The sequence below is a fragment of the Erwinia sp. L03-1 genome (assembly GCF_058686115.1).
This window is the reverse complement of record NZ_CM178762.1, coordinates 1,346,366-1,368,923: the sequence shown is the minus strand read 5'-3', so window position 1 is coordinate 1,368,923 and position 22,558 is coordinate 1,346,366. Positions and strand designations below refer to the sequence as shown.

General features: G+C 54.6%; 16 protein-coding genes and 1 pseudogene. 5 read left to right on the top strand and 12 right to left on the bottom strand.

All coding sequences use genetic code 11. The annotated features are described in order from the left end of the window. Nucleotide 1: 1 nt before the first annotated feature. The 8 genes and pseudogenes from nuoH to lrhA all read right to left on the bottom strand — a co-directional run bounded on the left by nuoH (nt 2) and on the right by lrhA (nt 10,448). Entirely contained in the window at nt 2-979 is a 978-nt protein-coding gene (gene nuoH, locus AC4PCC_RS06365; protein WP_067705697.1) for an NADH-quinone oxidoreductase subunit NuoH, read from the bottom strand. Continuing rightward, the gene (gene nuoG / locus AC4PCC_RS06360; RefSeq protein ID WP_492126776.1) at nt 976-3,702 is read right to left on the bottom strand and encodes an NADH-quinone oxidoreductase subunit NuoG; all 2,727 of its coding nucleotides are present in this window, start codon (nt 3,700-3,702) and stop codon (nt 976-978) included. Before nuoG ends, nuoH begins: the two co-directional genes overlap by 4 nt. Before the next feature lie 206 nt (nt 3,703-3,908). Next, nucleotides 3,909-5,255 (bottom strand): NADH-quinone oxidoreductase subunit NuoF, encoded by a 1,347-nt coding sequence (nuoF, locus tag AC4PCC_RS06355; RefSeq protein ID WP_345828357.1) that lies wholly within the window; start codon nt 5,253-5,255, stop codon nt 3,909-3,911. After that, on the bottom strand, nt 5,252-5,767 hold the full coding sequence (nuoE, locus tag AC4PCC_RS06350; RefSeq protein WP_067705701.1) for an NADH-quinone oxidoreductase subunit NuoE: 516 nt from the start codon (nt 5,765-5,767) through the stop codon (nt 5,252-5,254). The genes nuoF and nuoE overlap by 4 nt, the downstream gene beginning before the upstream one ends. Nucleotides 5,768-5,769: 2 nt before the next feature. Continuing rightward, nucleotides 5,770-7,583: pseudogene (nuoC, locus tag AC4PCC_RS06345) on the bottom strand (NADH-quinone oxidoreductase subunit C/D). 121 nt (nt 7,584-7,704) lie between these two features. Further along, nucleotides 7,705-8,379, bottom strand: a complete 675-nt coding sequence (locus tag AC4PCC_RS06340; protein ID WP_067705705.1) for a NuoB/complex I 20 kDa subunit family protein — start codon at nt 8,377-8,379, stop codon at nt 7,705-7,707. Nucleotides 8,380-8,394: 15 nt separating this feature from the next. Further along, nucleotides 8,395-8,832: an NADH-quinone oxidoreductase subunit A gene (locus AC4PCC_RS06335; protein ID WP_067705708.1), complete on the bottom strand. Its 438-nt coding sequence runs from the start codon at nt 8,830-8,832 to the stop codon at nt 8,395-8,397. A 689-nt stretch (nt 8,833-9,521) separates the two neighbouring features. After that, on the bottom strand, nt 9,522-10,448 hold the full coding sequence (lrhA, locus tag AC4PCC_RS06330) for a transcriptional regulator LrhA (protein WP_492126775.1): 927 nt from the start codon (nt 10,446-10,448) through the stop codon (nt 9,522-9,524). Between the two features lie 1,023 nt (nt 10,449-11,471). On the opposite strand from lrhA, the gene AC4PCC_RS06325 reads away from it, so the two are divergent. Both AC4PCC_RS06325 and yfbR read left to right on the top strand, forming a co-directional pair. Then, the gene (locus AC4PCC_RS06325) at nt 11,472-12,686 is read left to right on the top strand and encodes a pyridoxal phosphate-dependent aminotransferase (RefSeq protein ID WP_067705710.1); all 1,215 of its coding nucleotides are present in this window, start codon (nt 11,472-11,474) and stop codon (nt 12,684-12,686) included. Nucleotides 12,687-12,910: 224 nt separating this feature from the next. Then, a complete protein-coding gene (gene yfbR / locus AC4PCC_RS06320) occupies nt 12,911-13,507 on the top strand; it encodes a 5'-deoxynucleotidase (RefSeq protein WP_492126774.1) in 597 nt (198 codons plus the stop codon). Nucleotides 13,508-13,548: 41 nt separating this feature from the next. On the opposite strand, the gene AC4PCC_RS06315 is transcribed toward yfbR, so the two are convergent. The 4 genes from AC4PCC_RS06315 to yfbV all read right to left on the bottom strand — a co-directional run bounded on the left by AC4PCC_RS06315 (nt 13,549) and on the right by yfbV (nt 17,236). Next, a complete protein-coding gene (locus AC4PCC_RS06315; protein WP_067705714.1) occupies nt 13,549-15,381 on the bottom strand; it encodes an SLC13 family permease in 1,833 nt (610 codons plus the stop codon). A gap of 79 nt (nt 15,382-15,460) precedes the next feature. Further along, entirely contained in the window at nt 15,461-16,120 is a 660-nt protein-coding gene (locus AC4PCC_RS06310) for a sugar phosphatase (RefSeq protein ID WP_067705716.1), read from the bottom strand. A 20-nt stretch (nt 16,121-16,140) separates the two neighbouring features. Beyond that, nucleotides 16,141-16,635, bottom strand: coding sequence for a YfbU family protein (locus AC4PCC_RS06305; protein ID WP_067705718.1), 495 nt, complete (start codon nt 16,633-16,635; stop codon nt 16,141-16,143). A gap of 148 nt (nt 16,636-16,783) precedes the next feature. Then, on the bottom strand, nt 16,784-17,236 hold the full coding sequence (gene yfbV / locus AC4PCC_RS06300; RefSeq protein ID WP_492126773.1) for a terminus macrodomain insulation protein YfbV: 453 nt from the start codon (nt 17,234-17,236) through the stop codon (nt 16,784-16,786). A 326-nt stretch (nt 17,237-17,562) separates the two neighbouring features. Here yfbV and ackA point away from each other — a divergent pair, with 326 nt between their 5' ends. The 3 genes from ackA (at nt 17,563) to AC4PCC_RS06285 (ending at nt 22,425) form a co-directional block, all read left to right on the top strand. Further along, a complete protein-coding gene (gene ackA / locus AC4PCC_RS06295) occupies nt 17,563-18,765 on the top strand; it encodes an acetate kinase (RefSeq protein ID WP_492126772.1) in 1,203 nt (400 codons plus the stop codon). Nucleotides 18,766-18,924: 159 nt separating this feature from the next. Further along, on the top strand, nt 18,925-21,069 hold the full coding sequence (gene pta / locus AC4PCC_RS06290; RefSeq protein ID WP_492126771.1) for a phosphate acetyltransferase: 2,145 nt from the start codon (nt 18,925-18,927) through the stop codon (nt 21,067-21,069). A gap of 354 nt (nt 21,070-21,423) precedes the next feature. Next, nucleotides 21,424-22,425 carry a TIGR04086 family membrane protein gene (locus AC4PCC_RS06285; protein ID WP_492126770.1) on the top strand — a complete coding sequence of 334 codons (1,002 nt, stop codon included), beginning with the start codon at nt 21,424-21,426 and terminating at the stop codon, nt 22,423-22,425. Nucleotides 22,426-22,558: the final 133 nt, after the last annotated feature.

The window sequence follows — 22,558 nt, the reverse complement described above, 5'->3', positions numbered from 1 at the left end:
CTTACTGCGCGTTGTACAGAATCACTGCGGCGGTGGCCAGCAGGTTCAACAGCGTCAACGGCAGACAAACTTTCCAGCCGAACGACATCACCTGGTCATAGCGCGGGCGCGGTAACGCAGCACGAATCAGTATGAACATCATCATGAAGAACGCCGTTTTGATCGCAAACCAGAAGATCGGCGGCAGCCACGGACCATTCCAGCCGCCGAAAAACAGCGTCACCATCAGCGAGGAGACGGTAACAATCCCGACGTATTCACCCACAAAGAACAGGCCAAACTTCATTCCGGCATATTCAATATGATAACCGTCGGCCAGTTCCTGCTCCGCTTCCGGCTGGTCAAAGGGATGACGGTGACAGACCGCAACGCCCGCAATGGCAAAGGTCAAAAAGCCGAAGAACTGCGGAATGATATTCCACAGATGCTGCTGGCTGTTGACAATGTCGACCATATTGAACGAGCCCGCCTGTGCTACCACACCCATCAGCGACAGGCCGAGGAACACTTCGTAACTCAGGGTCTGTGCCGAGGCGCGCATCGCCCCCAGCAGGGAGTATTTGTTGTTACTTGACCACCCGGCGAACAGCACCGCGTACACGGCCAGCCCGGCCATCATCAGGAAGAACAGCAGCCCAATATTGAGGTCCGCCCCCATCCAGGTTGAGGTCACAGGAACAATAGCCATCGCCAGCAGCAGCGAGGTAAAGGCGATCATTGGCGCAAGCGTGAAGATCACCCGGTCGGTAAACGGCGGCGTCCAGTCCTCTTTGAAGAACATTTTGATCATGTCCGCCACCAGCTGTAGCGAACCGCCCCAGCCGACCCGGTTGGGTCCGTAGCGGTTCTGGAACAGGCCGAGCAGACGACGTTCGCCGAAGCTCATAAAGGCACCACAGCCCACCACGACAAACAGGATCACAAGGGCCTTAACCACAGCAATCAATACGTCAATAACTTCCGGTGTCAGCCAGCTCATTGTGCCGCCTCCTGCAGATTGTCAATGTTGGCACCCAGCAGGAAGGGAGGAATACCCGGCAGGCCAATCGGCAGCCCTACCTGCCCCGCCTGTAACGTTTCGGAGAAACGTACCGGCAGACGCAGGGTTTCACCGGCACAGCTAAACTCCACGGTGGCCCCCGCATTTACGCCAAGCGTTGCCGCATCTGCCGGGTTAACCATGGCATACAGTGCGGGCATACGCTGCTGAATCACCGCTGAACGCTGCGTCATCTCCTCGCTGCCAAACAGGTGGAAGTAAGGCGCTACGCGCCAGCGACCCACCTGACCGGCAAAGGCGACCGGCACCACGTCGAACCAGTCCATCTGTGCTTCACCGGCCTCGAACAGTCGAATGCCCGGGTCGCCATTACGCAATTTCCCGCCCACTTCAGCCTGGAATTTATTCCACGCCTGCGGGGAGTTCCAGCCCGGCGCCCATGCAAAGGGGATCTGCGAACGCGCGGCTGAGGGCTGGTTGTTACCTTCCATTGAGAAGGCAAACATGGTGTCCTTATCCTGCGGCTGACGCGGCTCATGTACGCTGATGTTAGCGCGCATGGCGGTACGGCCGCTGGAACGCGCAGGGGAGCGCGCCAGTTTCTGTCCGCGAATACGGAAGCTGGCATCCGGCGCGGCGTCTTTGATCGCGGCCAGCTGCGGCAGCGCCTGAACGCAGGCGTCGATCACATGGTCAAGCTGGGTCCAGTCCACTTCACGGCTGCGGATAGTGCTCTGCAATGAGTGCAGCCAGCGCCAGCTTTCAAGCATCTGCACGCTGTCGTTATAGTAGGCTGGGTCGTAAACCTGGAAGAAGCGCTGCGCGCGGCCTTCCTGATTCACCACGGTGCCGTCGCTCTCTGCAAAGCTGGCGGTGGAGAGGATCAGCCCCGCCCTGTCGCTGGTCGCCGTGCGCTGGTGATCGACCACAATCACGTTAGCGGCATTGCTTAACGCTGCGTCCACGCTGGCCTTAGGCGCATGGCGATAGAGATCGTTTTCCATCACGATAACCGCATCCGCCGCGCCGCTTGCCAGTTCGTCCAGCGCCGCTTCCAGCGGTTGCCCACCGATCAGGCCCAGACCTACGCTGTTAGCCGCACCGGAAAGCAGGGTAATGCCAACGTCCGCCCCACGGCCCTTCAGCGCTTTTGCCACATTGGCAGCCGCGTGGATAACGGCTTCGCTGCCCGCGTTAACGCCGGAGATAATCAGCGGCTTTCTTGCCCCGGCCAGCGCCTGGACGATAACATCAATTTTTCCGCTCAGCGTCCGATCGATATCGCTGACCGCCGGTGCCGTTTCATCCAGCGCGTGAGCAATGGCAAAGCCCAGACGAGCCTGGTCTTCCACCGGTGCACAGTAGCTCCACGCGGCGATGTCATCCATGCGGGTGCGATCGACGTTGGTAACAAAAAGCGGATGTTTGGCATGTTGTCCAATATTCATAATGGCCGCAATCTGCCAGTCCGCGACTTTCTGCGCGGCGGCCATCTCACGCGCTTTGCCCTTCACCGCCTGGCGTACCGACAGTGCCACTCTGGCACCGGTCTGGGTAAGGTCTTCGCCCAGCACCAGTACCGCATCATAGCTTTCAATTTCACGCAGGGCAGGCGTGTGAATGCCGCCGTCGCGTAGAATATTCAGCATCAGCTCAAGCCGCGCCTGTTCAGCGGCCGGGATGCCGGTAGAGAAGTTTTCAGCGCCAACCAGCTCGCGCAGAGCGAAATTGCTTTCAACGCTGGCGCGCGGAGAACCAATACCGATAACCTTCTTCGCCTGGCGCAGCACGTCCGCCGCGCCCTGCATTGCCTGTTCGGCGTTGAGGGCGATCCAGTCATTGCCGCGACGCTGCATAGGCTGACGTGGCCGGTCTTTCAGGTTCACATAGCCATAGCCAAAACGCCCACGATCGCAGAGGAAGTACTGGTTTACGGTGCCGTTGTAGCGGTTTTCGATACGCCTGAGTTCGCCGTAGCGCTCGCCCGGGCTGGTGTTACAGCCTACGCTGCACTGCTGGCAAATGCTCGGGGCATACTGCATATCCCATTTACGGTTATAGCGCTCGGAGTGCGTTTTATCGGTAAAGACGCCGGTCGGGCAGATCTCTACCAGGTTACCGGAGAATTCACTCTCCAGCGTGCCATCTTCCGTACGACCGAAATAGACGTTGTCATGCGCGCCGTACACGCCAAGGTCGGTACCGTCCGCGTAATCTTTGTAGTAGCGAACGCAGCGATAGCAGGCGATACAGCGGTTCATTTCGTGCGAGATAAACGGACCGAGATCCTGATTGCGGTGGGTACGCTTGGTGAACCGATAGCGACGGAAGCTGTGGCCGGTCATCACGGTCATGTCCTGCAGGTGGCAGTTGCCGCCCTCTTCACAAACCGGACAGTCGTGCGGGTGGTTAGTCATCAGCCACTCCACCACGCTTTCGCGAAACTCTTTCGCTTCACCGTCATCAATGGAGATGAACGTGCCGTCGGAGGCCGGGGTCATGCACGACATGACCAGGCGACCGCGGGTGTCTTCGGCATTTTGATATTGCTTCACCGCGCACTGGCGGCAGGCGCCCACGCTTCCCAGCGCCGGGTGCCAGCAAAAATAAGGAATATCGAGGCCGAGCGAGAGGCAAGCCTGTAGCAGGTTGTCCGCTCCATCAACGTCATATTCTTTACCGTCTACATGTATTGTAGCCATAGTGAACATGCTTCCGTAAGGCTCATACGAGCGTTAAACACAATTCTCTTTGCCCTTCATCTTTCCGGCCACAGCGGTGTTGACTGCGTTCTCTTACCCCAGTCACTTACTTATGTAAGCTCCCGGGGATGCGTTCTCTTGTCGCCTTGCTGCGACCGGAAAGCTATTGGGCAAATTAGCGGCGATTTATCGCACTAAATATTCATTTACCAGCGGGCTTTCAGCAGGTTAGCCTGGATGCCCGCAATCGCGTGGGCGTTACTGAACACCTGCGGGGCAATGCCTGCTTCGAACTCTTCGCGGAAATATTTGATCGCGCTTTGCAGCGGCTCTACGGCACCCGGGGCGTGCGCGCAGAAGGTTTTCCCCGGTCCGAGCTGACGGCAAAGTTGCAGCAGCGTTTCGATATCGCCCGGCTGCCCCTCTTTCCGCTCCAGCGCGCGCAAGATTTTGACGCTCCACGGCAGGCCGTCACGGCATGGCGTACACCAGCCGCAGGATTCGCGGGCAAAGAACTCTTCCAGATTGCGCACCAGCGAGACCATGTTGATCTCATGGTCAACCGCCATCGCCAGCGCCGTACCCAGACGGCTGCCCGCTTTACCGATGCTGGCAAACTCCATCGGCAGGTCGAGGTGTGATTCGGTCAGGAAGTCAGTCCCCGCCCCACCCGGCTGCCAGGCCTTGAATTTCAGGCCGTCGCGCATGCCGCCAGCGTAATCTTCCAGGATTTCGCGCGCGGTGGTGCCAAACGGCAGTTCCCAGACGCCAGGGTTTTTAACCCGGCCCGAGAAGCCCATCATCTTGGTACCGGTGTCGTCACTTGAAGAGATGCTTTTGTACCACTCCACGCCGTTGGCGAGGATGGCAGGCACGTTGGACAGGGTTTCCACATTATTGACGCAGGTGGGTTTGCCCCATACGCCAGCGGAGGCCGGGAAAGGCGGCTTGGAACGCGGGTTCGCGCGACGCCCTTCCAGGGAGTTGATCAGCGCCGTTTCTTCACCGCAAATGTAGCGCCCCGCCCCGGTGTGAACGATCAGCTCAAAGTCGAAACCGGTGCCGAGAATGTTTTTACCCAGGTAACCGGCTTCGGTCGCTTCAGCAATCGCCCGGCGCAGGTTCACTGCCGCTTCGATATATTCGCCGCGCAGGAAGATGTAGCCCCGGTAAGCTTTCAGCGCAAAGGCACTGATCAGCATCCCCTCCACCAACTGGTGCGGCAGTTGCTCCATCAGCAGGCGGTCTTTATAGGTGCCGGGTTCCATTTCATCCGCATTACACAGCAGGTAGCGGATATTCATCGACTCATCTTTCGGCATCAGGCTCCACTTCAGCCCGGTGGAGAAGCCCGCGCCGCCGCGCCCTTTCAGGCCGGACTCTTTTACCGCCGCGACGATTTCGTCCTGAGACAGCGTCTTTAGCGCTTTGTCGGCACCGGCGTAGCCATTTTTGCTGCGATACTCATCAAAGAAGATGGGTTGCTTATCGTCGCGCAGGCGCCAGGTCAGCGGATGCGTTTCCGCCGTACGAACGATCTCTCTGACTGTCATGGATACTGCTCCAGCAGGTTGACGATGTTTTCCGGCGTCAGGTGAACGTGCGTATCGTCGTCCACCATCATCGTCGGCCCCTTGTCGCAGTTGCCCAGACAGCAGGTGGGCAGCAGCGTGAATCGGCCATCCGCCGTGGTCTGCCCCGGTCTGATGTGCAGATTCTCTTCCAGCGCCGCCTGAATGCCCTGGAAACCGGTGATATGGCACACCACGCTGTCGCAGTAGCGGATCACATGACGGCCCACCGGCTGGCGGAAGATCTGGCTGTAGAATGTCGCCACGCCTTCAACGTCGCTGGCCGGTATGCCCAGCACCTCAGCGATGGCATGGATAGCGCCGTCCGGCACCCATCCACGCTGTTTCTGCACGATTTTCAGCGCTTCAATTGAGGCCGCGCGCGCGTCTTCGTAATGATGCTTTTCATGCTCAATGGCATCACGCTCTGTCGCGCTCAGCACAAACGCGTCGTGGTTATCGATCGTTTCGATCGCAATTCTTTCCTGATGCATAGTTAGCGGTCCACGTCTGACATAACAAAATCGATACTACCGAGGTATACGATCAGATCGGATACCAGGCTGCCGTTGATCACCGAAGGGATCTGTTGCAGGTGCGGGAAGCTCGGCGTTCGCACACGAGTGCGGTAGCTCATGGTGCTGCCGTCGCTGGTCAGGTAGTAGCTGTTAATCCCTTTCGTCGCCTCAATCATCTGGAAGGATTCATTGGCTGGCATCACCGGGCCCCATGAAACCTGTAGGAAGTGGGTGATCAGGGTCTCGATATGCTGCAGGGTGCGCTCTTTCGGTGGCGGCGTGGTCAGCGGATGGTCCGCCTTAAACGGCCCTTCCGGCATGTTGTTCAGGCACTGTTCAAGAATACGCAGGCTCTGGCGCATCTCTTCCATTTTCAACATAACGCGGGTATAGGCACAGCTGACGCCGTCGCCAATCGGGATTTCAAAGTCGAAATTTTCATAGCCTGAGTAGGGACGCCATTTACGTACGTCAAAGTCCAGACCGGTAGCGCGCAGGCCAGCACCGGTGGTTCCCCAGGCCAGCGCCTCTTCCATCCCGTAGGCAGAAACGCCTTTTGCACGGCCAATCAGCACGCTGTTTTTCAGCGCGGTCTGCTCATAGGCTTTCAGGCGTTTCGGCAGCCAATTGAGGAATTCACGCAGCAGCCGATCCCAGCCTTTTGGCAGATCGTGCGCCACGCCACCAATGCGGAACCAGGCGGGATGCATACGGAAACCGGTTATCGCTTCCACAACGTCGTAAATTTTCTGGCGGTCGGTAAAGGCAAAGAACACCGGTGACATCGCGCCGACGTCCTGAATAAAGGTGGAGATATAGAGCAGATGGCTGTTTATGCGGAACAGCTCTGAGAGCATCACGCGGATCACATCAACGCGTTCGGGGACCTTAATGCCCGCCAGCTTTTCAACCGCCAGCACATAAGGCATTTCGTTTACGCAGCCGCCGAGGTATTCGATACGGTCGGTATAGGGAATGTAGCTGTGCCACGACTGACGCTCACCCATTTTCTCCGCGCCACGATGGTGATAGCCCACATCCGGGACGCAGTCGACGATCTCTTCGCCATCCAGCTGCAGCACAATGCGGAAAGCTCCGTGCGCTGAGGGGTGGTTAGGGCCGAGGTTGAGGAACATAAAGTCCTCATTAGCGGTGCTGCGCTTCATGCCCCACTCTTCCGGCTTGAAGGTCATCTGCTCCATCGCCAGATCTTCAGTCTGTTTGGTCAGCTCAAAGGGGTCGAATTCGGTGGCGCGCGCCGGATAATCTTTACGCAGCGGATGACCTTCCCACGACTGGGGCATCATGATGCGCGTCAGGTGGGGATGGCCATCAAAGGTGATGCCAAACATCTCCCAGGTTTCACGCTCATACCAGTTGGCGTTAGGGAAAATTTTGGTCAGGGTTGGGACGTGCAGATCTTTCTCAGAAAGCGCCACCTTGAGCATAATATCGCGATTACGCTCAATGGAAATGAAGTGGTAGAACACGGAAAAGTCTGCGGCAGGCAGGCCCGCGCGGTGGGTGCGAAGGCGCTCATCCATGCCGTGCAGGTCGTAAAGCATAACGTAAGGCTGCGGCAGCTTGCGCAGGAATTCCGTGATTTCCAGCAGCTGTTCACGCTTCACCCACACGACCGGCACGCCGGTGCGGGTAGGCTGAACGGTGAAGGCATCGGGCCCAAAACGGTTACGCAGCTCGCCAATCACCGGGTCATCCAGGTGATCGCGGGTTTGCCATGCTGGCTGAGCGAGATCTTGCGTGGTCAAATCAGTCATAAGTTATTCACCATGTGGGCCTGCGTGCAGGCGCTCATTATTGGCGTCAGGACGGGCCTTGCGCGGGTTGTGGTTGTTATGCGCCGGGTTTTTCAGGCCACGTCCATAAACTGCAGTGCCCTTTGCGGGCATTCTTTAAATTTCGTCAGGCGTACGAAGCGTGGTAACGGCAATGCGCTCGCCCTGCTTACGTTCACGCTCGGACTGCATATTGGCGCGATACACGCCCTGGTCGCCAACCACCCATGAAAGTGGACGACGCTCTTTGCCGATCGATTCCTGCAACAGCAGCAGCGCCTGCATATACGCCTCTGGGCGCGGTGGGCAGCCGGGGATATACACATCAACGGGCAGGAATTTATCCACGCCCTGCACCACAGAGTAGATGTCGTACATGCCGCCGGAGTTAGCACAGGCACCCATCGAAATCACCCACTTAGGCTCCAGCATCTGGTCGTATAGACGCTGAACGACCGGTGCCATTTTGGTGAAACAGGTACCGGCAACCACCATAAAGTCCGCCTGACGCGGCGAGGCACGAATAACTTCCGAACCAAATCGCGCCACGTCATGTACGGCTGTAAATGACGTGGTCATCTCTACGTAACAACACGAAAGGCCAAAGTTGAACGGCCACAGAGAATTTTTGCGCCCCCAGTTCACCATGTCATGCAGCGCGTGTTCGAGCTTGCCCATATAGACGCTTTGGTGAACGTGCTTTTCCAGGGGATCGCTGACGATTTCCTGTTTCTGCAGGGGATAACGGTCATTCTCACCGTTCGGGTCGGCGCGGGTGAGCGTATAGTCCATCTTAATGCCTCGCTGTTACTGCGTATGACGATTGGAATGCGAAATGGTGGTTGGCTTGACCACGATGCGGCGCGGAGCAGGAGCCCAATCCAGTGCACGTATACGCACCAGATAAACCAGACCAGCTAGCAGTACCAAAATGAAAATCGTAGCTTCCACAAAGCCGGTCCATCCGCTTTCGCGAATGGCGGTCGACCATGCGTATAAATAGAGGGCTTCAACGTCAAAGATGACGAAGAACATGGCCACCAGATAGAACTTGGCGGACATGCGCAGCTTAGCCGTACCGACGGGCGCGGCACCGGACTCAAAAGGGGTATTTGTATAGCGTCCGCGTGCTTTACCGCCCAGAAACCAGGCCCCGGCTAACATCGCGCAGCACAGACCGACGGAGACAATGAGAAATACAGCGAATGCCCAGTGATGGGCAACAATTCCATTAGTAGTTGACATGCTTTCTGCTTCACTCACACAGTGATGTCCGGCGTACTGCTCTGTCTCGGCAGCTGACCCACCACATCGATTCAAGGGAAAAAATAAAAAACCTTATAAATTTTACTGTCTTTTTTGATAAGACAGCAGTTTTATGGGGTTTTTTACTCCTTTCTATAACCTTTTGTCAACTTTGACAAAAGTATCCACACGTTAATTTACACCCGCAGTATTTATTTAACATATGATGCGCAGAAAGTGAGCTAAATCGAGTCAGTCTCATCCTGTGAACAAAGTGTAGCGGGTATTCCCCTGCATGGATCGAGGTTTTAACACGCTCTATTCTCGCAGGAATTGCCTGCTTTTCCTGCCCCTCACCAGGGTTATTTTTTTGATCCAGGACACAGTTTTATCTTTTATGAAGAAAATCCACTCATCCCCCAGGGGCGAGGGCCGCGCGGGCTGGCGCTAGTTGAGAAGAGGAATCATTTAAAAAAGTTTAACCAGAGGCATTTCAGGGTTTTAAAACGGACCGAACAGGCCTGTAAAGCAGCAGAAAGTTTATTGCAGATAATCGGGTAGAAACGGGCAGAAAATTACAGCAAAAAAAAGCCTTCCCGCTTTACATCACGGGAAGGCTTTATTTATCTCAGTTTCCCCTTATTTATCTTAGATAAATAACAGGTTGAGAAAGACTAATTAACTTAAGACTATTCAGCGTCGTCGGTAAGATCGCCGCTATCCTGCACAGCCAGAGCGAGGTTATAAGGATCGTTACTGGACTCCATCGCATTAAATATCGCCAGAGCCAGCTCATTATCGCTTTCCGGGTTACGGCAGAGTAAATATTCGGTGTCCGGCAGTACCGGCAGGCCTTCAGCCGCGCCCATTACCCGCAGTTCCGGGCTCATCATCTCAACCGGGCGTGCAGTGACACCCAGCCCGGCCTTAACCGCAGCACGAACGGCTGCAAGCGTTGAGGCCACGTAGGAGATGCGCCATGGGATACCTGCCTCGTTGAGGTGGTCGATAGCCATGTCACGATACGGGCTTGGCTCATCCAGCAGCACCAGCGGGATCGCTTCCCCGCGCTGGAAAATGTAGTCAGCCGCGCAGTACCATAATGTTGGAGAAGTACGCAGTACCTGCCAGGTAAAGTTCATCGGGCTGGAAGTGGTGACCACCAGATCGACTTCGCCCTGGTTTAACATCTCCATCATAAAGGGGTTACGCTTCACCCGCACATCTATAGCCAGCTTAGGATAAACCGAGGTCACACGGTTCAGCAGAAACGGCAGGATGGTATCGGAGGTGTCATCGGATGCACCAATAGTCAGGACGCCCTGAATATTGCTGTACATCAGAGAAGTACAGGCCTCGTCATTAAAGCGCAAAATTTTGCGCGCATAGCCCAGCAGCTGGATACCATGCTCAGTCAGTAATTTATTGCGGCCATGTCTGGCAAACAACTCTTTGCCTACCAGTTGTTCAAGGCGTTGCATCTGCTGGCTGACCGCTGACTGCGTTCTGCATACCGCGGCGGCAGCGGCCGCAAAGGTATTCAAATCGGCTACGGCAACAAACGTTCTCAATAGATCAAGGTCAAGATTGAGGATGGGACGATTTGTACTAGTCATTTTTTTCTTCACTTTATAAGTTTTTATTAACAGCTATCCTGGTGTTTTCCCTTAGATATCAAATTGGTATCAAGGAAATCTATCGGTAATGCGTTCGAAATTCGTGGCGCATTACTTTTTATCGCAGACCCTACAACCTTGCCAGGCCAGAACCTAAGATAAATCTTTAGGTAATAGCCGTAACAGGTTCTTCGATCTGATACATCTCTAACGCATATGGCCCTAACCCATAAGGATCAGAAAGCCAGGCGGTTAAGGGGGAGCAGCGTATGTTGAGATACAATTATCCAGACTGCGCACCCGGCATTGTAAAGCAATCATCAAAAACTTGATGGATTAAAAGTTGCTATATTCTCACGCCACTATTAAGAAACCCTTAAGCTTAAAGGCAACAAAAATGCTGATTATGCCACCTGTAATACCTGCATATTCAGTGCAAAGTCCGCTGAACATTATCCTGACATACTGTCGATTAATTTTTAAGCCCAAAAGCGATTATTCTTATCAGTAAAATAAGATTTTATTGGCCAACCCCCGTCACATCAGCATTCCGCCATAAAAATTTATCATTTCTTACACATTTATTCCTGGAGCAGGAACCCAGGTAACGACAATTGCATTGCAGACATCCAGCAACCCATTATGCTGCGCTGGTTAAAAATAATACAGTCAGTGAAGTTTTTTTTGACAATAACCGCATGCATTAATGCACCATACTTAACCAAATACTGCCAAAAAAGTTTTGCCTCATATGAATAAACTCGCTGATTTTATCCCCCTCCGGCCCCAGATTTACGCCATATGCACCAATCGGCACGATTAAATATTTATGATATTAATTAACTACTAAACAACCTTACTTCCCTTTGACCCTGCCCGGCCCGGTTCATTCATATGGATTTGTTGGATATCGCGGGCTAAAGCCGTTCAGCACCCTTCAAAAGTGCCGGTGACAGGAGTACATTGTGCAGGTTTTAATTTTCCACGGCAGGAATGCGGCTCTGAGAGTTTAAGGCGAGAAAAATGAACCCAATTAATAAGTCCGATAAGCTGGATAATGTGTGTTACGACATTCGTGGTCCGGTACTAAAAGAAGCAAAACGTCTGGAAGAAGAAGGCAATAAAGTCCTTAAACTGAACATCGGCAACCCGGCCCCCTTTGGTTTCGAGGCGCCTGACGAAATCCTTGTCGATGTCATCCGTAACCTGCCCAGCGCGCAGGGCTACTGTGATTCAAAAGGCCTGTACTCCGCGCGTAAGGCGATTGTGCAACACTATCAGGCAAGAGATATGCGTGATATGACCGTTGAAGATGTCTATATCGGCAACGGCGTCTCCGAGCTTATCGTGCAGTCAATGCAGGCGCTGTTGAACAGCGGTGATGAGATGCTGGTGCCTGCGCCCGATTATCCGCTTTGGACCGCGGCGGTCTCGCTCTCCAGCGGTAAGGCGGTGCACTATCTTTGCGATGAATCGGCCGGCTGGTTCCCCGATCTTGATGATATCCGCAGCAAAATTACGCCGCGCACCCGGGGCATCGTCATTATTAACCCAAACAACCCGACAGGCGCGGTTTATAGCAAAGAACTGCTGATGGAAGTGGTTGAGCTTGCGCGTCAGCACGATCTCATTATTTTCGCCGATGAAATCTACGATAAAATTCTTTACGATGCCGCGCAGCATCATTCGATTGCCGCCCTGGCTCCGGACCTGCTGACAGTAACCTTTAACGGCCTGTCCAAAACCTACCGCGTGGCGGGCTTCCGTCAGGGCTGGATGGTGCTTAACGGTCCGAAAAAGCATGCTAAGGGCTATATCGAGGGACTGGAGATGCTTGCGTCGATGCGTCTTTGCGCCAATGTCCCGGCCCAGCATGCCATTCAGACTGCGCTGGGCGGATACCAGAGTATCAGCGAATTTATCGCGCCGGGCGGCAGGCTGTATGAACAGCGCCAGCGTGCCTGGGAGCTGATCAATGATATTCCGGGCGTCAGCTGCGTGAAGCCAGACGGCGCGCTGTATATGTTTCCGCGCATTGATGCCAAAAAGTTTAACCTGCACGACGATCAGAAAATGGTGCTGGACTTCCTGCTGCAACAAAAAGTTTTGCTGGTTCAGGGGACCGCCTTCAACTGGCCATGGCCGGATCACGTGCGTATCGTTACCCTGCCCCACGTAAACGATCTGGAGATGGCGATCGGTAAATTTGGTCGCTTCCTTGAAGGATACCGCCAGTAGGCCAGGGCTGCCATCAGACAGACGCGGCGTCGCCTGGCGTGCTTCACATGCCATTCGTCCACAGAATGCAGTCGGAGGTGCCTCCGGCTGCCATTAGCCCGATGAAGGCAGCTGGCGCTGCCTCTGCCTGCCCGATCCCTACAGCCTGATTGGCACAGGGTGTATACTTGCACCGAGGGCCGGGACACTCTGGCTCAGTCGCCAACGCACAGGAAAACCGCCCGATGAACCAGAGCCATTTTTTTGCCCACCTCTCACGTCTTAAGCTGATTAATCGCTGGCCACTCATGCGTAATGTGCGGACTGAGAATGTGTCTGAACACAGCCTGCAGGTTGCGATGGTGGCCCATGCGCTGGCGGTGATCAAAAATCAAAAATTCGACGGTAATCTGAACGCCGGGCGTATCGCACTGATGGCGATGTATCACGACGCCAGCGAAGTCCTGACCGGCGATTTGCCGACGCCAGTGAAGTATTACAACGCGCAGATCGCCCACGAATACAAAAAAATCGAGAAAATTGCCCAGCTGAAGCTGATTGATATGTTGCCGGAAGAGCTGCAGGCCGCCTACCGCCCACTGCTGGATGAACACCAGCACAGTGAAGAGGAGACGGCGATTGTTAAGCAGGCTGACGCGCTGTGCGCTTACCTCAAATGTCTGGAAGAGCTGTCGGCGGGAAATCACGAATTTCAGCTGGCTAAGGCGCGGCTGGAAAAAACGCTGACGGCGCGTCACAGCCCGGAGATGGACTATTTTGTCGACGTTTTCGTACCCAGTTTCAGCCTCTCTCTTGATGAGATAAGCCAGGAATCTCTTTAATAAAGCCTGCCGGGTATGAAAAGGAGGCGGCGGCTAACCCGCTAAAAAGGAAACAGCACCGGCACCATCACTACGCTGACCACCATAATCAGCAGGGTAAAGGGGACGCCGACCTTCACAAAGTCACTGAATTTGTAGCCTCCCGGGCCAAGAACCAGCGTATTGACCGGTGAAGAGACCGGGGTCATAAAGGCAGCCGAGGCCGCCACCGCCACGATTAACGTAAAGGGATAAGGTGAAACGCCCATCTGATGAGCGGCAGCCACCCCAATAGGGGCCATAAGCACCGCCGTGGCGGTGTTAGAGATAAATAAACCAATGGTTGCACAGAGTGCGAACAGGCAAAGCAGCATCATATGTGGGCTGCGCCCCCCCGCAATGCCCATCAGCCCATCTACGATAAGCGTTACCCCACCCGTTTTTTGCAGGGCCAGCGCAAACGGCATCATCCCAACAATCAGAATGATGCTGGGCCAGTGAATGGCCCGGTAGGCGCTCTCCATATCGATGCAGCGGAATTTTCCCATAAGCAGGCAGGCAATCAGCGCCGCTATCGCGTTGGGGATCTCGTCGGTGAGCATCATTGCCACCATCAGCGCCAGAGAAAAAATCGCGTGGGGGGCCTGACTGTGAGCGGGGGCAACGTCGTCAATCTCAGCGGGCAGGTTGAGCATAACCACATCACGCGTTTGCTGCTGTAACAGGCGAATCTTCTTCCAGTCGCCGATCACCAGCAGGATGTCCCCCTGCTCCAGCGGTAAGTCAATCACCGAACCTTCATAGAGCTGACCCCGGCGGCGCAATCCCACCACGCTGGTGTCATAGCGGGTACGGAACGTGATTTCACGCAGCGTTTTTCCCGCCAGCGTCGAGTCCGGCACGATCAGCACCTCGGCCAGCCCTACGTCCTGCGCACGATCTGAAAAGTAATCTCCCCGCAGGATCTTTGGCTCAAGCCGCTGTTCGCGTAAAAACTCGCGTAAATCGGTACCGGTAGCGGAGATATCAACAAGCAAAATGTCCTGCGCCCGAAATTCGGTGGTTCCGCTGACGGGAACCATCACCCGACGAAACTTGCGCCAGCGTTCCAGCCCGACCACGTTAATGCCGTAGCGCTCACGAAGCTTTAAGTCATCCACCCGCTGGCCAATCAGCGGCGAACCGGCCCGAACTGCCAGCCTTCTGGCGCGCCCACTCAGCTTATAGTCACGGATGAGGTCCTGCCAGCTGCGCCGGGGGTGCCGCATGGCTTCACTCTCACTCTGCGGAGTCACCAGCCAGAAGCGCGCGATCAGCATATAGCCGATGCCCAGCATCAGGGCGACCAGCCCGATGGGCGTGACGTCAAAGAAGCCAAAGCCTTTGAGTCCCTCCCTGACCAGCTCGCTGTTAACCACCAGGTTTGGCGGCGTTGCAACCAGCGTCAGCATGCCGCTAATCAGCCCGGCAAAACTCAGCGGCATCATCAGGCGGCCAGGCGATCGCTTCATCTTCGCCGCCACGCTGAGCACTACGGGAATAAAAATCGCCACTACGCCGGTCGAACTCATGATTGCGCCCAGCCCCGCCACCGTGAGCATCAGCAGCACCAGCATACGGGTTTCACTGCTTCCGGCCATTTTTATCAGCCAGTCGCCCATTTTAATCGCTACCCCGGTGCGCACCAGGCCAGCGCCAATCACAAAGAGCGCAGCAATCAGTATCACGTTAGGATCGCTGAACCCCAGGGTCGCTTCCTGGAGCGTCAGCGTGCCGCTGAGGACAAACGCGACGATGACCAATAGCGCGACGACATCCATGCGCAATCGGCCACTGGCGAATAACAGCACGGCCACCAGCAATAAACCGATTACCCAGATAAGCTCTTTATTCACGGCAACCCTCTGTACGTTAACGGGAACGGTACAGATTGTGGCATAAAAAAACCCCGCATAAGCGGGGTTAAATCATCTCTTAGTGCTTTCGGTGTACATCAATGCTGCCGTCAGGGTTCTTATGCACAATCAGCTCTTCAAGGGAGCTGAGTTGCATATCGACATCTTCCAGTCGCGGCGCGCCCGCAGGCGGATTAACCGCAAGCACATGGCAGCCTGCTGCCAGTCCCGAGAGGATCCCGGCGGCGGCATCTTCGACAACGACGCACTCTTCCGGCTCCAGATCGAGCAGCTGAGCGCCCAGCAGATACGCATCCGGCTCCGGCTTGCCATTCTGCACCCGCTCGGCGGTGACCAGCACTTCCGGCTCGGGCAGCCCCGCCGCCTTACGTCGGGCCGATGCCACCGGCAATGAGCCTGATGTCACAATCGCCCAGGGAATGTCTAGTTCGTCAAGCGTAGCCAAAAGCTGCATGGCACCCGGCAGGGCGGTGATCCCGTCGGTATCCTCAGCCTCACTCTTTTCCAGAGCAAAAAATTCCTGCTGAATCGCCTCGTCCGACGCCCCGGCCATAAAATGGCGCAGTGAGGTAATTGCCTGCTTGCCGTGAATAAAATTCAGCACGTCATCCGCTGCAATACCGTGACGCGATGCCCAGCCTGTCCAGGCGCGTTCGACCACCGGAAGTGAATCCACCAGCGTGCCGTCCAGATCAAACAGAAAACCTTTACACTTCACTACGCTCTTCCTTACCCAACTCAGGCGTTGATGATTTGCGCGATCTCATTCGCACTCAAATGGTACTGCCTTGGACAAGTGTGCCACACAGTCAGCATCCGTTGGTACTTTTCCCACATCGGCGTCTGGGCATTAAAGCCATGAAGGCTGGAATCAAAGTGCGTATAACGCCCCTCCACGTGCACCATAAACCGCACATAGCCAAGCAACTGCGCTTCTGTAGCCGCGTCAAAGCCATGAAACATCAGTCGGCGCGCTTCAATAACGCTGGGATCTTTCAGATTAGTCCAGGAAACGTGCAGTGCGTGATGCATCTCCATAATATCAATCAGCGTTCGGCACTGGGCTTCGCTCAGCGCACCGAACTCACGATCCAGCTCGCGCATTTGCAAACCGTAGCCGCGCTCGATGATTGTCTGCTGACGGCGATAGCTCTCAGCGTTATCCGGGTCGAGCATGCTCATGATTTTATACTGATTAGCGAGGATCAAGCGTTGAGGGGCGGTCATTTCCATTATGAACTCCTGCATCGGGGTAGAGAAACTGAAATCGGAAGAATGACTCAGGATCGCATAACCCGCCTGCAGGCGGTATGGCAAGGTGACGGTTCTTTGATTCAGGCCGGGTTTTTCGTGGCTTTAAGACGTTAACCCCGCCATTGCATCAAAGATCGTCCAGAAAGGTTTTATCAAGCTGTCTGAAGGCCCGCTTCAACACGTCGGCCAGCGACTGATAGGTCGGTTTACCCTCAACGGGTGCGATGGCCTGTCCGGCAGCCTGCAATTTTTCACGAACCTCGTGGAACCAGCTCAGCAGTGCAGGCGGCAGTGGCGTAACAGAGCGCTTGCCCAGCCACCACAGTCCCTGCACAGGCAGGCTACAGGCAAACAGGGCGGTCGCAATGGCCGGTCCGAGCTGCCCCCCGAGGGCAATTTGCCAGGTCAGAGAGAAGATAGCCAGCGGCGGCATAAAGCGAATGGCGAAACGCGTTGCGCGAGTGACTCTATTCTCAGGAAACATAGGGGCGAGGCGCTTATCGACTGGCCACGTCTTCATATAATACTGCCCGTTCTGGAACAGTTTAAACCAACCGACGCTGCCTGATTCATTAGCCATAGCTGACCTCAATTCTGAAGAGATAAAATTAATAACACGCTTAAACAACTTTACACGACATTTTTCAAAAAATTTTGTCTTTAAAGGGCTCTCTGGTTATCCTGTGCGCATTTGTTGACTACCTGTTGCAGGGTTGCTGCCGCCTGACGGGCTTATGTGCACTTAAGCGGCAACAATCAAAAAATCGCGTAAATTTTCTGAGATTTTTTTGCTTTCGGACAAAATTTTCCAGGAGCATATTGTTCATCATTAATGTCCTGCTTTCATGCGTCACGCTGATAGCCCGATCGCGTTTTTTTCGCCACTTTTAACTAATAGGACCTTCCATGTCGAGTAAGTTAGTTCTGGTTCTGAACTGCGGCAGTTCTTCGCTTAAGTTTGCCATCATCGATCCTGCAAGCGGTGAAGAGTACCTCTCCGGTTTAGCCGAATGTTTCCACCTGCCCGAAGCACGCATCAAGTGGAAGATGGAAGAGGGCAAACAGGAAGCCACGCTGGGGGCAGGTGCCGCGCACAGCGAAGCCCTCAACTTCATCGTTAAAACTATTCTGGCACAAAAAACCGCCCTGTCAGCACAAATTACTGCAATCGGCCATCGCATTGTGCACGGTGGCGAAAAACTCACGCACTCGGTTATTATCGATCGTGATGTGATACAGGGTATTAAAGATGCCTCTTCCTTCGCTCCGTTGCACAATCCGGCGCACCTGATTGGCATTGAGGAAGCGATGAAAAACTTCCCGCACCTCTCTGATAAGAATGTCGCGGTTTTCGATACCGCTTTCCATCAGACAATGCCTGAAGAGTCCTATCTCTATGCCCTGCCCTACTCACTCTATAAAGAGCACGGCATCCGACGCTACGGCGCGCACGGTACCAGCCACTACTACGTCACTCAGGAAGCGGCCAAAAAGCTGAACAAGCCGGTCGATGAGCTGAATATTATCACCTGTCACCTGGGCAATGGCGGCTCCGTCTCCGCCATTCGTAACGGTAAGAGCGTGGATACCTCCATGGGCCTGACGCCGCTCGAAGGCCTGGTGATGGGCACCCGCTCCGGTGATATCGATCCCGCCATTATCTTCTTCCTGTACGATACGCTGGGCATGAGCGTTGACGCGATTAATAAGATGCTGACTAAAGAGTCGGGCCTGCTTGGCCTGACGGGCGTGACCAGCGACTGTCGCTATGTGGAAGATAATTACCAGGCGAAAGAGGATGCCAAACGGGCGATGGATGTTTACTGCCACCGTCTCGCCAAATATATCGGTTCCTATACCGCGCTGATGGAAGGTCGACTGGATGCAGTCATCTTTACTGGCGGCATCGGCGAAAATGCCGCGATGGTGCGCGAGCTGTCGCTGGCGAAGCTGAGCCTGCTGGGCTTTGAAGTCGATCATGAGCGCAATCTGGCCGCGCGTTTTGGTAAATCCGGCTTTATCAGCAAAGACGGCACCCGGCCTGCTCTGGTTATTCCAACCAATGAAGAGCTGGTCATCGCCCGTGATGCCAGCCGTCTCACCGCATAAGCACGTCTTCCGCCAGCGCAGGCTGGCGGCATTAATTTTGACACTAACAACTACATACCCGGTATAACGGGAGCTGTGGCAGAGAGAAGTCTCGGCTTGCTGACCCTGAAGCAAGCGCCGCCTGCCGCCGTTATAAAAGGTTAACAAGAGAGGTTTATCGTGTCTCGTACCATTATGTTGATTCCTACCGGCACCAGCGTCGGCCTCACCAGTATTAGTCTCGGCGTAATCCGCGCCATGGAACGCAAAGGCGTCCGTCTCAGCGTGTTTAAACCTATTGCTCAGCCGCGCACCGGCGGCGATGCCCCCGACCAGACGACCCTAATTATCCGTAAAAACTCGTCCATCCCTGCTGCCGAGCCGTTACAGATGAGTCGCGTCGAATCGCTACTGGGCACCAATCAGCAGGATGTGCTGATGGAAGAGATCATCAAGCGCTACCATGAAAATACGAAAGATGCCGAAGTGGTGCTGGTTGAAGGACTGGTCCCGACCCGCAAACATCAGTTTGCCTCCGCGCTGAACTATGAAATTGCTAAAACGCTGAACGCCGAAATCGTTTTTGTTATGTCGCTGGGCAACGATTCGCCAGCGCAGTTAAAAGAGCGCATTGAACTGACGCAAAGCAGCTTTGGCGGCAGCAAAAATAAAAGCATCACCGGCGTGATCATTAACAAGCTGAACGCCCCGGTTGACGATCAGGGACGCACCCGCCCCGATCTCTCTGAAATTTTCGATGATTCCACCAAGGCCAGCGTCGCCAATATCGATCCGAAGCAGCTGTTTGCCAACAGCCCCCTGCCGGTACTGGGCTGCGTCCCCTGGAGTTTCGATCTGATCGCGACGCGCGCGATTGATATGTGCCGCCATCTGAATGCCGATGTAATTAATGAAGGGGATATCCAGACCCGACGCGTCAAATCGGTGACCTTCTGCGCGCGCAGCCTGCCACATATGCTGGAGCATTTCCGTCCCGGCTCTCTGCTTGTGACCTCAGCAGACCGCCCCGACGTGCTGGTCGCCGCCTGTCTGGCCGCGATGAACGGCGTGGAAATTGGTGCCGTACTGCTGACCGGTGGCTATCAGATTGACGAGCCGATCCGTAAGCTTTGCGAACGTGCTTTTGCCACCGGCCTGCCGGTGTTTATGGTGAAAACCAATACCTGGCAGACCTCACTAAGCCTGCAAAGTTTTAATCTTGAAGTGCCTGCCGACGATACCCAGCGCATCGAGCGCGTGCAGGAATATGTCGCCAGCCACATTGATGCCGAATGGATTGACTCGCTGACGGCAACCTCCGAACGTAGCCGTCGCCTCTCACCTCCGGCTTTCCGCTATCAGCTGACCGAGCTGGCGCGCGAGGCGGGCAAGCGCATTGTCCTGCCGGAAGGCGACGAACCGCGCACGGTTAAAGCGGCAGCTATCTGCGCCGCACGTGGCATCGCGACCTGTATCCTGCTGGGTAATCCGGATGAGATCCAGCGCGTGGCAGCCGTTCAGGGCGTTGAGCTGGGCAAGGGTATCGAGATTGTTGACCCGGATGCCGTGCGGGAGAATTACGTACCGCGCCTGGTCGAGCTGCGTAAAAGCAAGGGCATGACGGAAGTCGTCGCTCAGGAGCAGCTTGAAGACAATGTGATGCTCGGTACTATGATGCTGGAGCGGGGAGAAGTTCACGGCCTGGTTTCGGGTGCGGTACACACCACGGCGAATACTATTCGTCCGCCGCTACAGTTAATTAAGACCGCGCCGAACAGCTCGCTGGTCTCTTCAATCTTCTTTATGCTGCTGCCTGAACAGGTACTGGTGTATGGCGACTGTGCAATTAATCCGGATCCTAATCCGGAGCAACTGGCAGAAATTGCCATTCAGTCCGCAGATTCCGCCACCGCCTTTGGCATCGAGCCTCGTGTGGCGATGATCTCGTACTCTACCGGCAACTCCGGCGCAGGCAGCGACGTTGAGAAAGTGCGCGAAGCGACGCGCATTGCCAAGGAGAAGCGTCCCGATCTCATTATTGACGGTCCGTTGCAGTACGACGCCGCCATCATGGCTGACGTGGCGAAATCCAAAGCGCCAGATTCACCGGTCGCAGGCCGGGCAACCGTGTTCATCTTCCCGGATTTGAACACCGGTAATACCACCTATAAAGCCGTGCAGCGCTCTGCCGACCTGATCTCAATCGGGCCAATGCTGCAGGGAATGCGCAAGCCGGTAAACGATTTGTCACGTGGCGCGCTGGTTGACGACATCGTTTATACCATTGCGTTGACTGCGATCCAGTCAAAGCAGGCTGAAGGCTAATCGGGTCTGAGTTTTCTATGGCGGGTCATTCTCGACCCGTCTTTTATTAAAAAGCGTGCTTAGCCGTTGAGTGAACTTTTAGCGGAAAAAGGCGATCTTAGTCCCAACCCCCCCTAAGAACATTCCAAAATCCTATATTTTCGCCTGAGACATTCATCTCCCTAAAGTCATTTCCTCATCCAACCTTCCATTAACTCAATAATTCTCAACAAGAATTTAATTTTTTATTTTTTTTCTGGTAGAAACAACCGATTGCGACCAGGCTTATCACCAGCAGGGCGTATTAGATAAAGTCATTAATAACGATGTTTGATTATGACATCGAATAACTATCCGACTAAGGGAGACTTCGCAATGAGTGATACTCAAATCCATCCGGTTTACAGTGAATTAAACACGGGTATACCGCTTAAGCGTATTTCGTGGAGCGCCGTTTTTGCAGGCGTTATCATTTCCATCGTTATTTATTTGTTACTCACCATTTTAGGCACGGCAATTGGTGCTACGACAATTGATCCGCTTAAAGAACAAAATCCAGTGGACGGTCTCGGTAAAGGTGCGTTGATCTGGACCGGCCTTTCAATGCTTATTTCTATTGCAGCGGGTGCATTTATTACCGGTCGGCTGGCCCAGCGTGAAGGCGCGCTGCACGGCGTGCTGATGTGGGCAGTTAATACGCTGATTTGCGTCTGGCTGGTGGTGTCGGTATTAAGCAGCGCGGTAAGCGGCACGGCCAGCGTCATTGGTTCTGGCTTCAGCTTACTGGGTAATGGTATTTCTGCCGTTGCGCCTTCTGTCACTCAGGCAGCAAAGGATAAGCTACAGGAAAATAATATCGATCTTAACAATATCCAGAATGAGCTTGAAACCACGCTGCGCCAGACCGGGAAATCCGAGTTGCAGCCTGAAAATCTCAAGCAGGATGCCAACAATGAGAAAAACCACGCACAGAACCAGGCTGAAAAAACCGCTACGCATCAGCAGTCAGCGGATACTGATTTAGCCAACTGGTTCCAGGGCGTTATTCAGCGCAATCAGTCAACGCTCCAGGCTGCTGATCTTGATGCACTGAAAAATATTATTAAAGCACGTACAGGCAAAAGCGATCAGGAAGTTGATCAGATCGTTGCCCAGACGCAGCAGAGTTATCAGCAGGCGTATCAGAAATATGAAGAGTTGAAGAAACAGGCTGAGCAGAAAGCGCGTGAAGCCGGTGATAAAGCAGCCTCTGCCACGGCTAAAGCCAGCTGGGTGACACTTATCATTCTGCTGATTGAAGCTGTTATCGCAGGTTTCCTGGGCAAGGCCGGTCGTAAAAGCCAGCCGCATCAGGTGAATCAGGTAAATGTGCATTAATTAATATCGTTATCTGCATTACCCGAAGGGCCAGCCAGCGAGCTGGCCCTTTTTGCATTTAAAGCAGGGGGAGGGAATTATTAGGCGCGATAAGGGCTTAGTGCTGTCGCCTGGAGGGCCCCGGACGGCAGAG

Coding starts and splice junctions, on each gene's coding strand:
- nuoH (WP_067705697.1), bottom strand. CDS start 979: ATGAGCTGGCTGACACCGGAAGTTATTGACGTATTGATTGCTGTGGTT.
- nuoG (WP_492126776.1), bottom strand. CDS start 3,702: ATGGCTACAATACATGTAGACGGTAAAGAATATGACGTTGATGGAGCG.
- nuoF (WP_345828357.1), bottom strand. CDS start 5,255: ATGACAGTCAGAGAGATCGTTCGTACGGCGGAAACGCATCCGCTGACC.
- nuoE (WP_067705701.1), bottom strand. CDS start 5,767: ATGCATCAGGAAAGAATTGCGATCGAAACGATCGATAACCACGACGCG.
- AC4PCC_RS06340 (WP_067705705.1), bottom strand. CDS start 8,379: ATGGACTATACGCTCACCCGCGCCGACCCGAACGGTGAGAATGACCGT.
- AC4PCC_RS06335 (WP_067705708.1), bottom strand. CDS start 8,832: ATGTCAACTACTAATGGAATTGTTGCCCATCACTGGGCATTCGCTGTA.
- lrhA (WP_492126775.1), bottom strand. CDS start 10,448: ATGACTAGTACAAATCGTCCCATCCTCAATCTTGACCTTGATCTATTG.
- AC4PCC_RS06325 (WP_067705710.1), top strand. CDS start 11,472: ATGAACCCAATTAATAAGTCCGATAAGCTGGATAATGTGTGTTACGAC.
- yfbR (WP_492126774.1), top strand. CDS start 12,911: ATGAACCAGAGCCATTTTTTTGCCCACCTCTCACGTCTTAAGCTGATT.
- AC4PCC_RS06305 (WP_067705718.1), bottom strand. CDS start 16,635: ATGGAAATGACCGCCCCTCAACGCTTGATCCTCGCTAATCAGTATAAA.
- yfbV (WP_492126773.1), bottom strand. CDS start 17,236: ATGGCTAATGAATCAGGCAGCGTCGGTTGGTTTAAACTGTTCCAGAAC.
- ackA (WP_492126772.1), top strand. CDS start 17,563: ATGTCGAGTAAGTTAGTTCTGGTTCTGAACTGCGGCAGTTCTTCGCTT.
- AC4PCC_RS06285 (WP_492126770.1), top strand. CDS start 21,424: ATGAGTGATACTCAAATCCATCCGGTTTACAGTGAATTAAACACGGGT.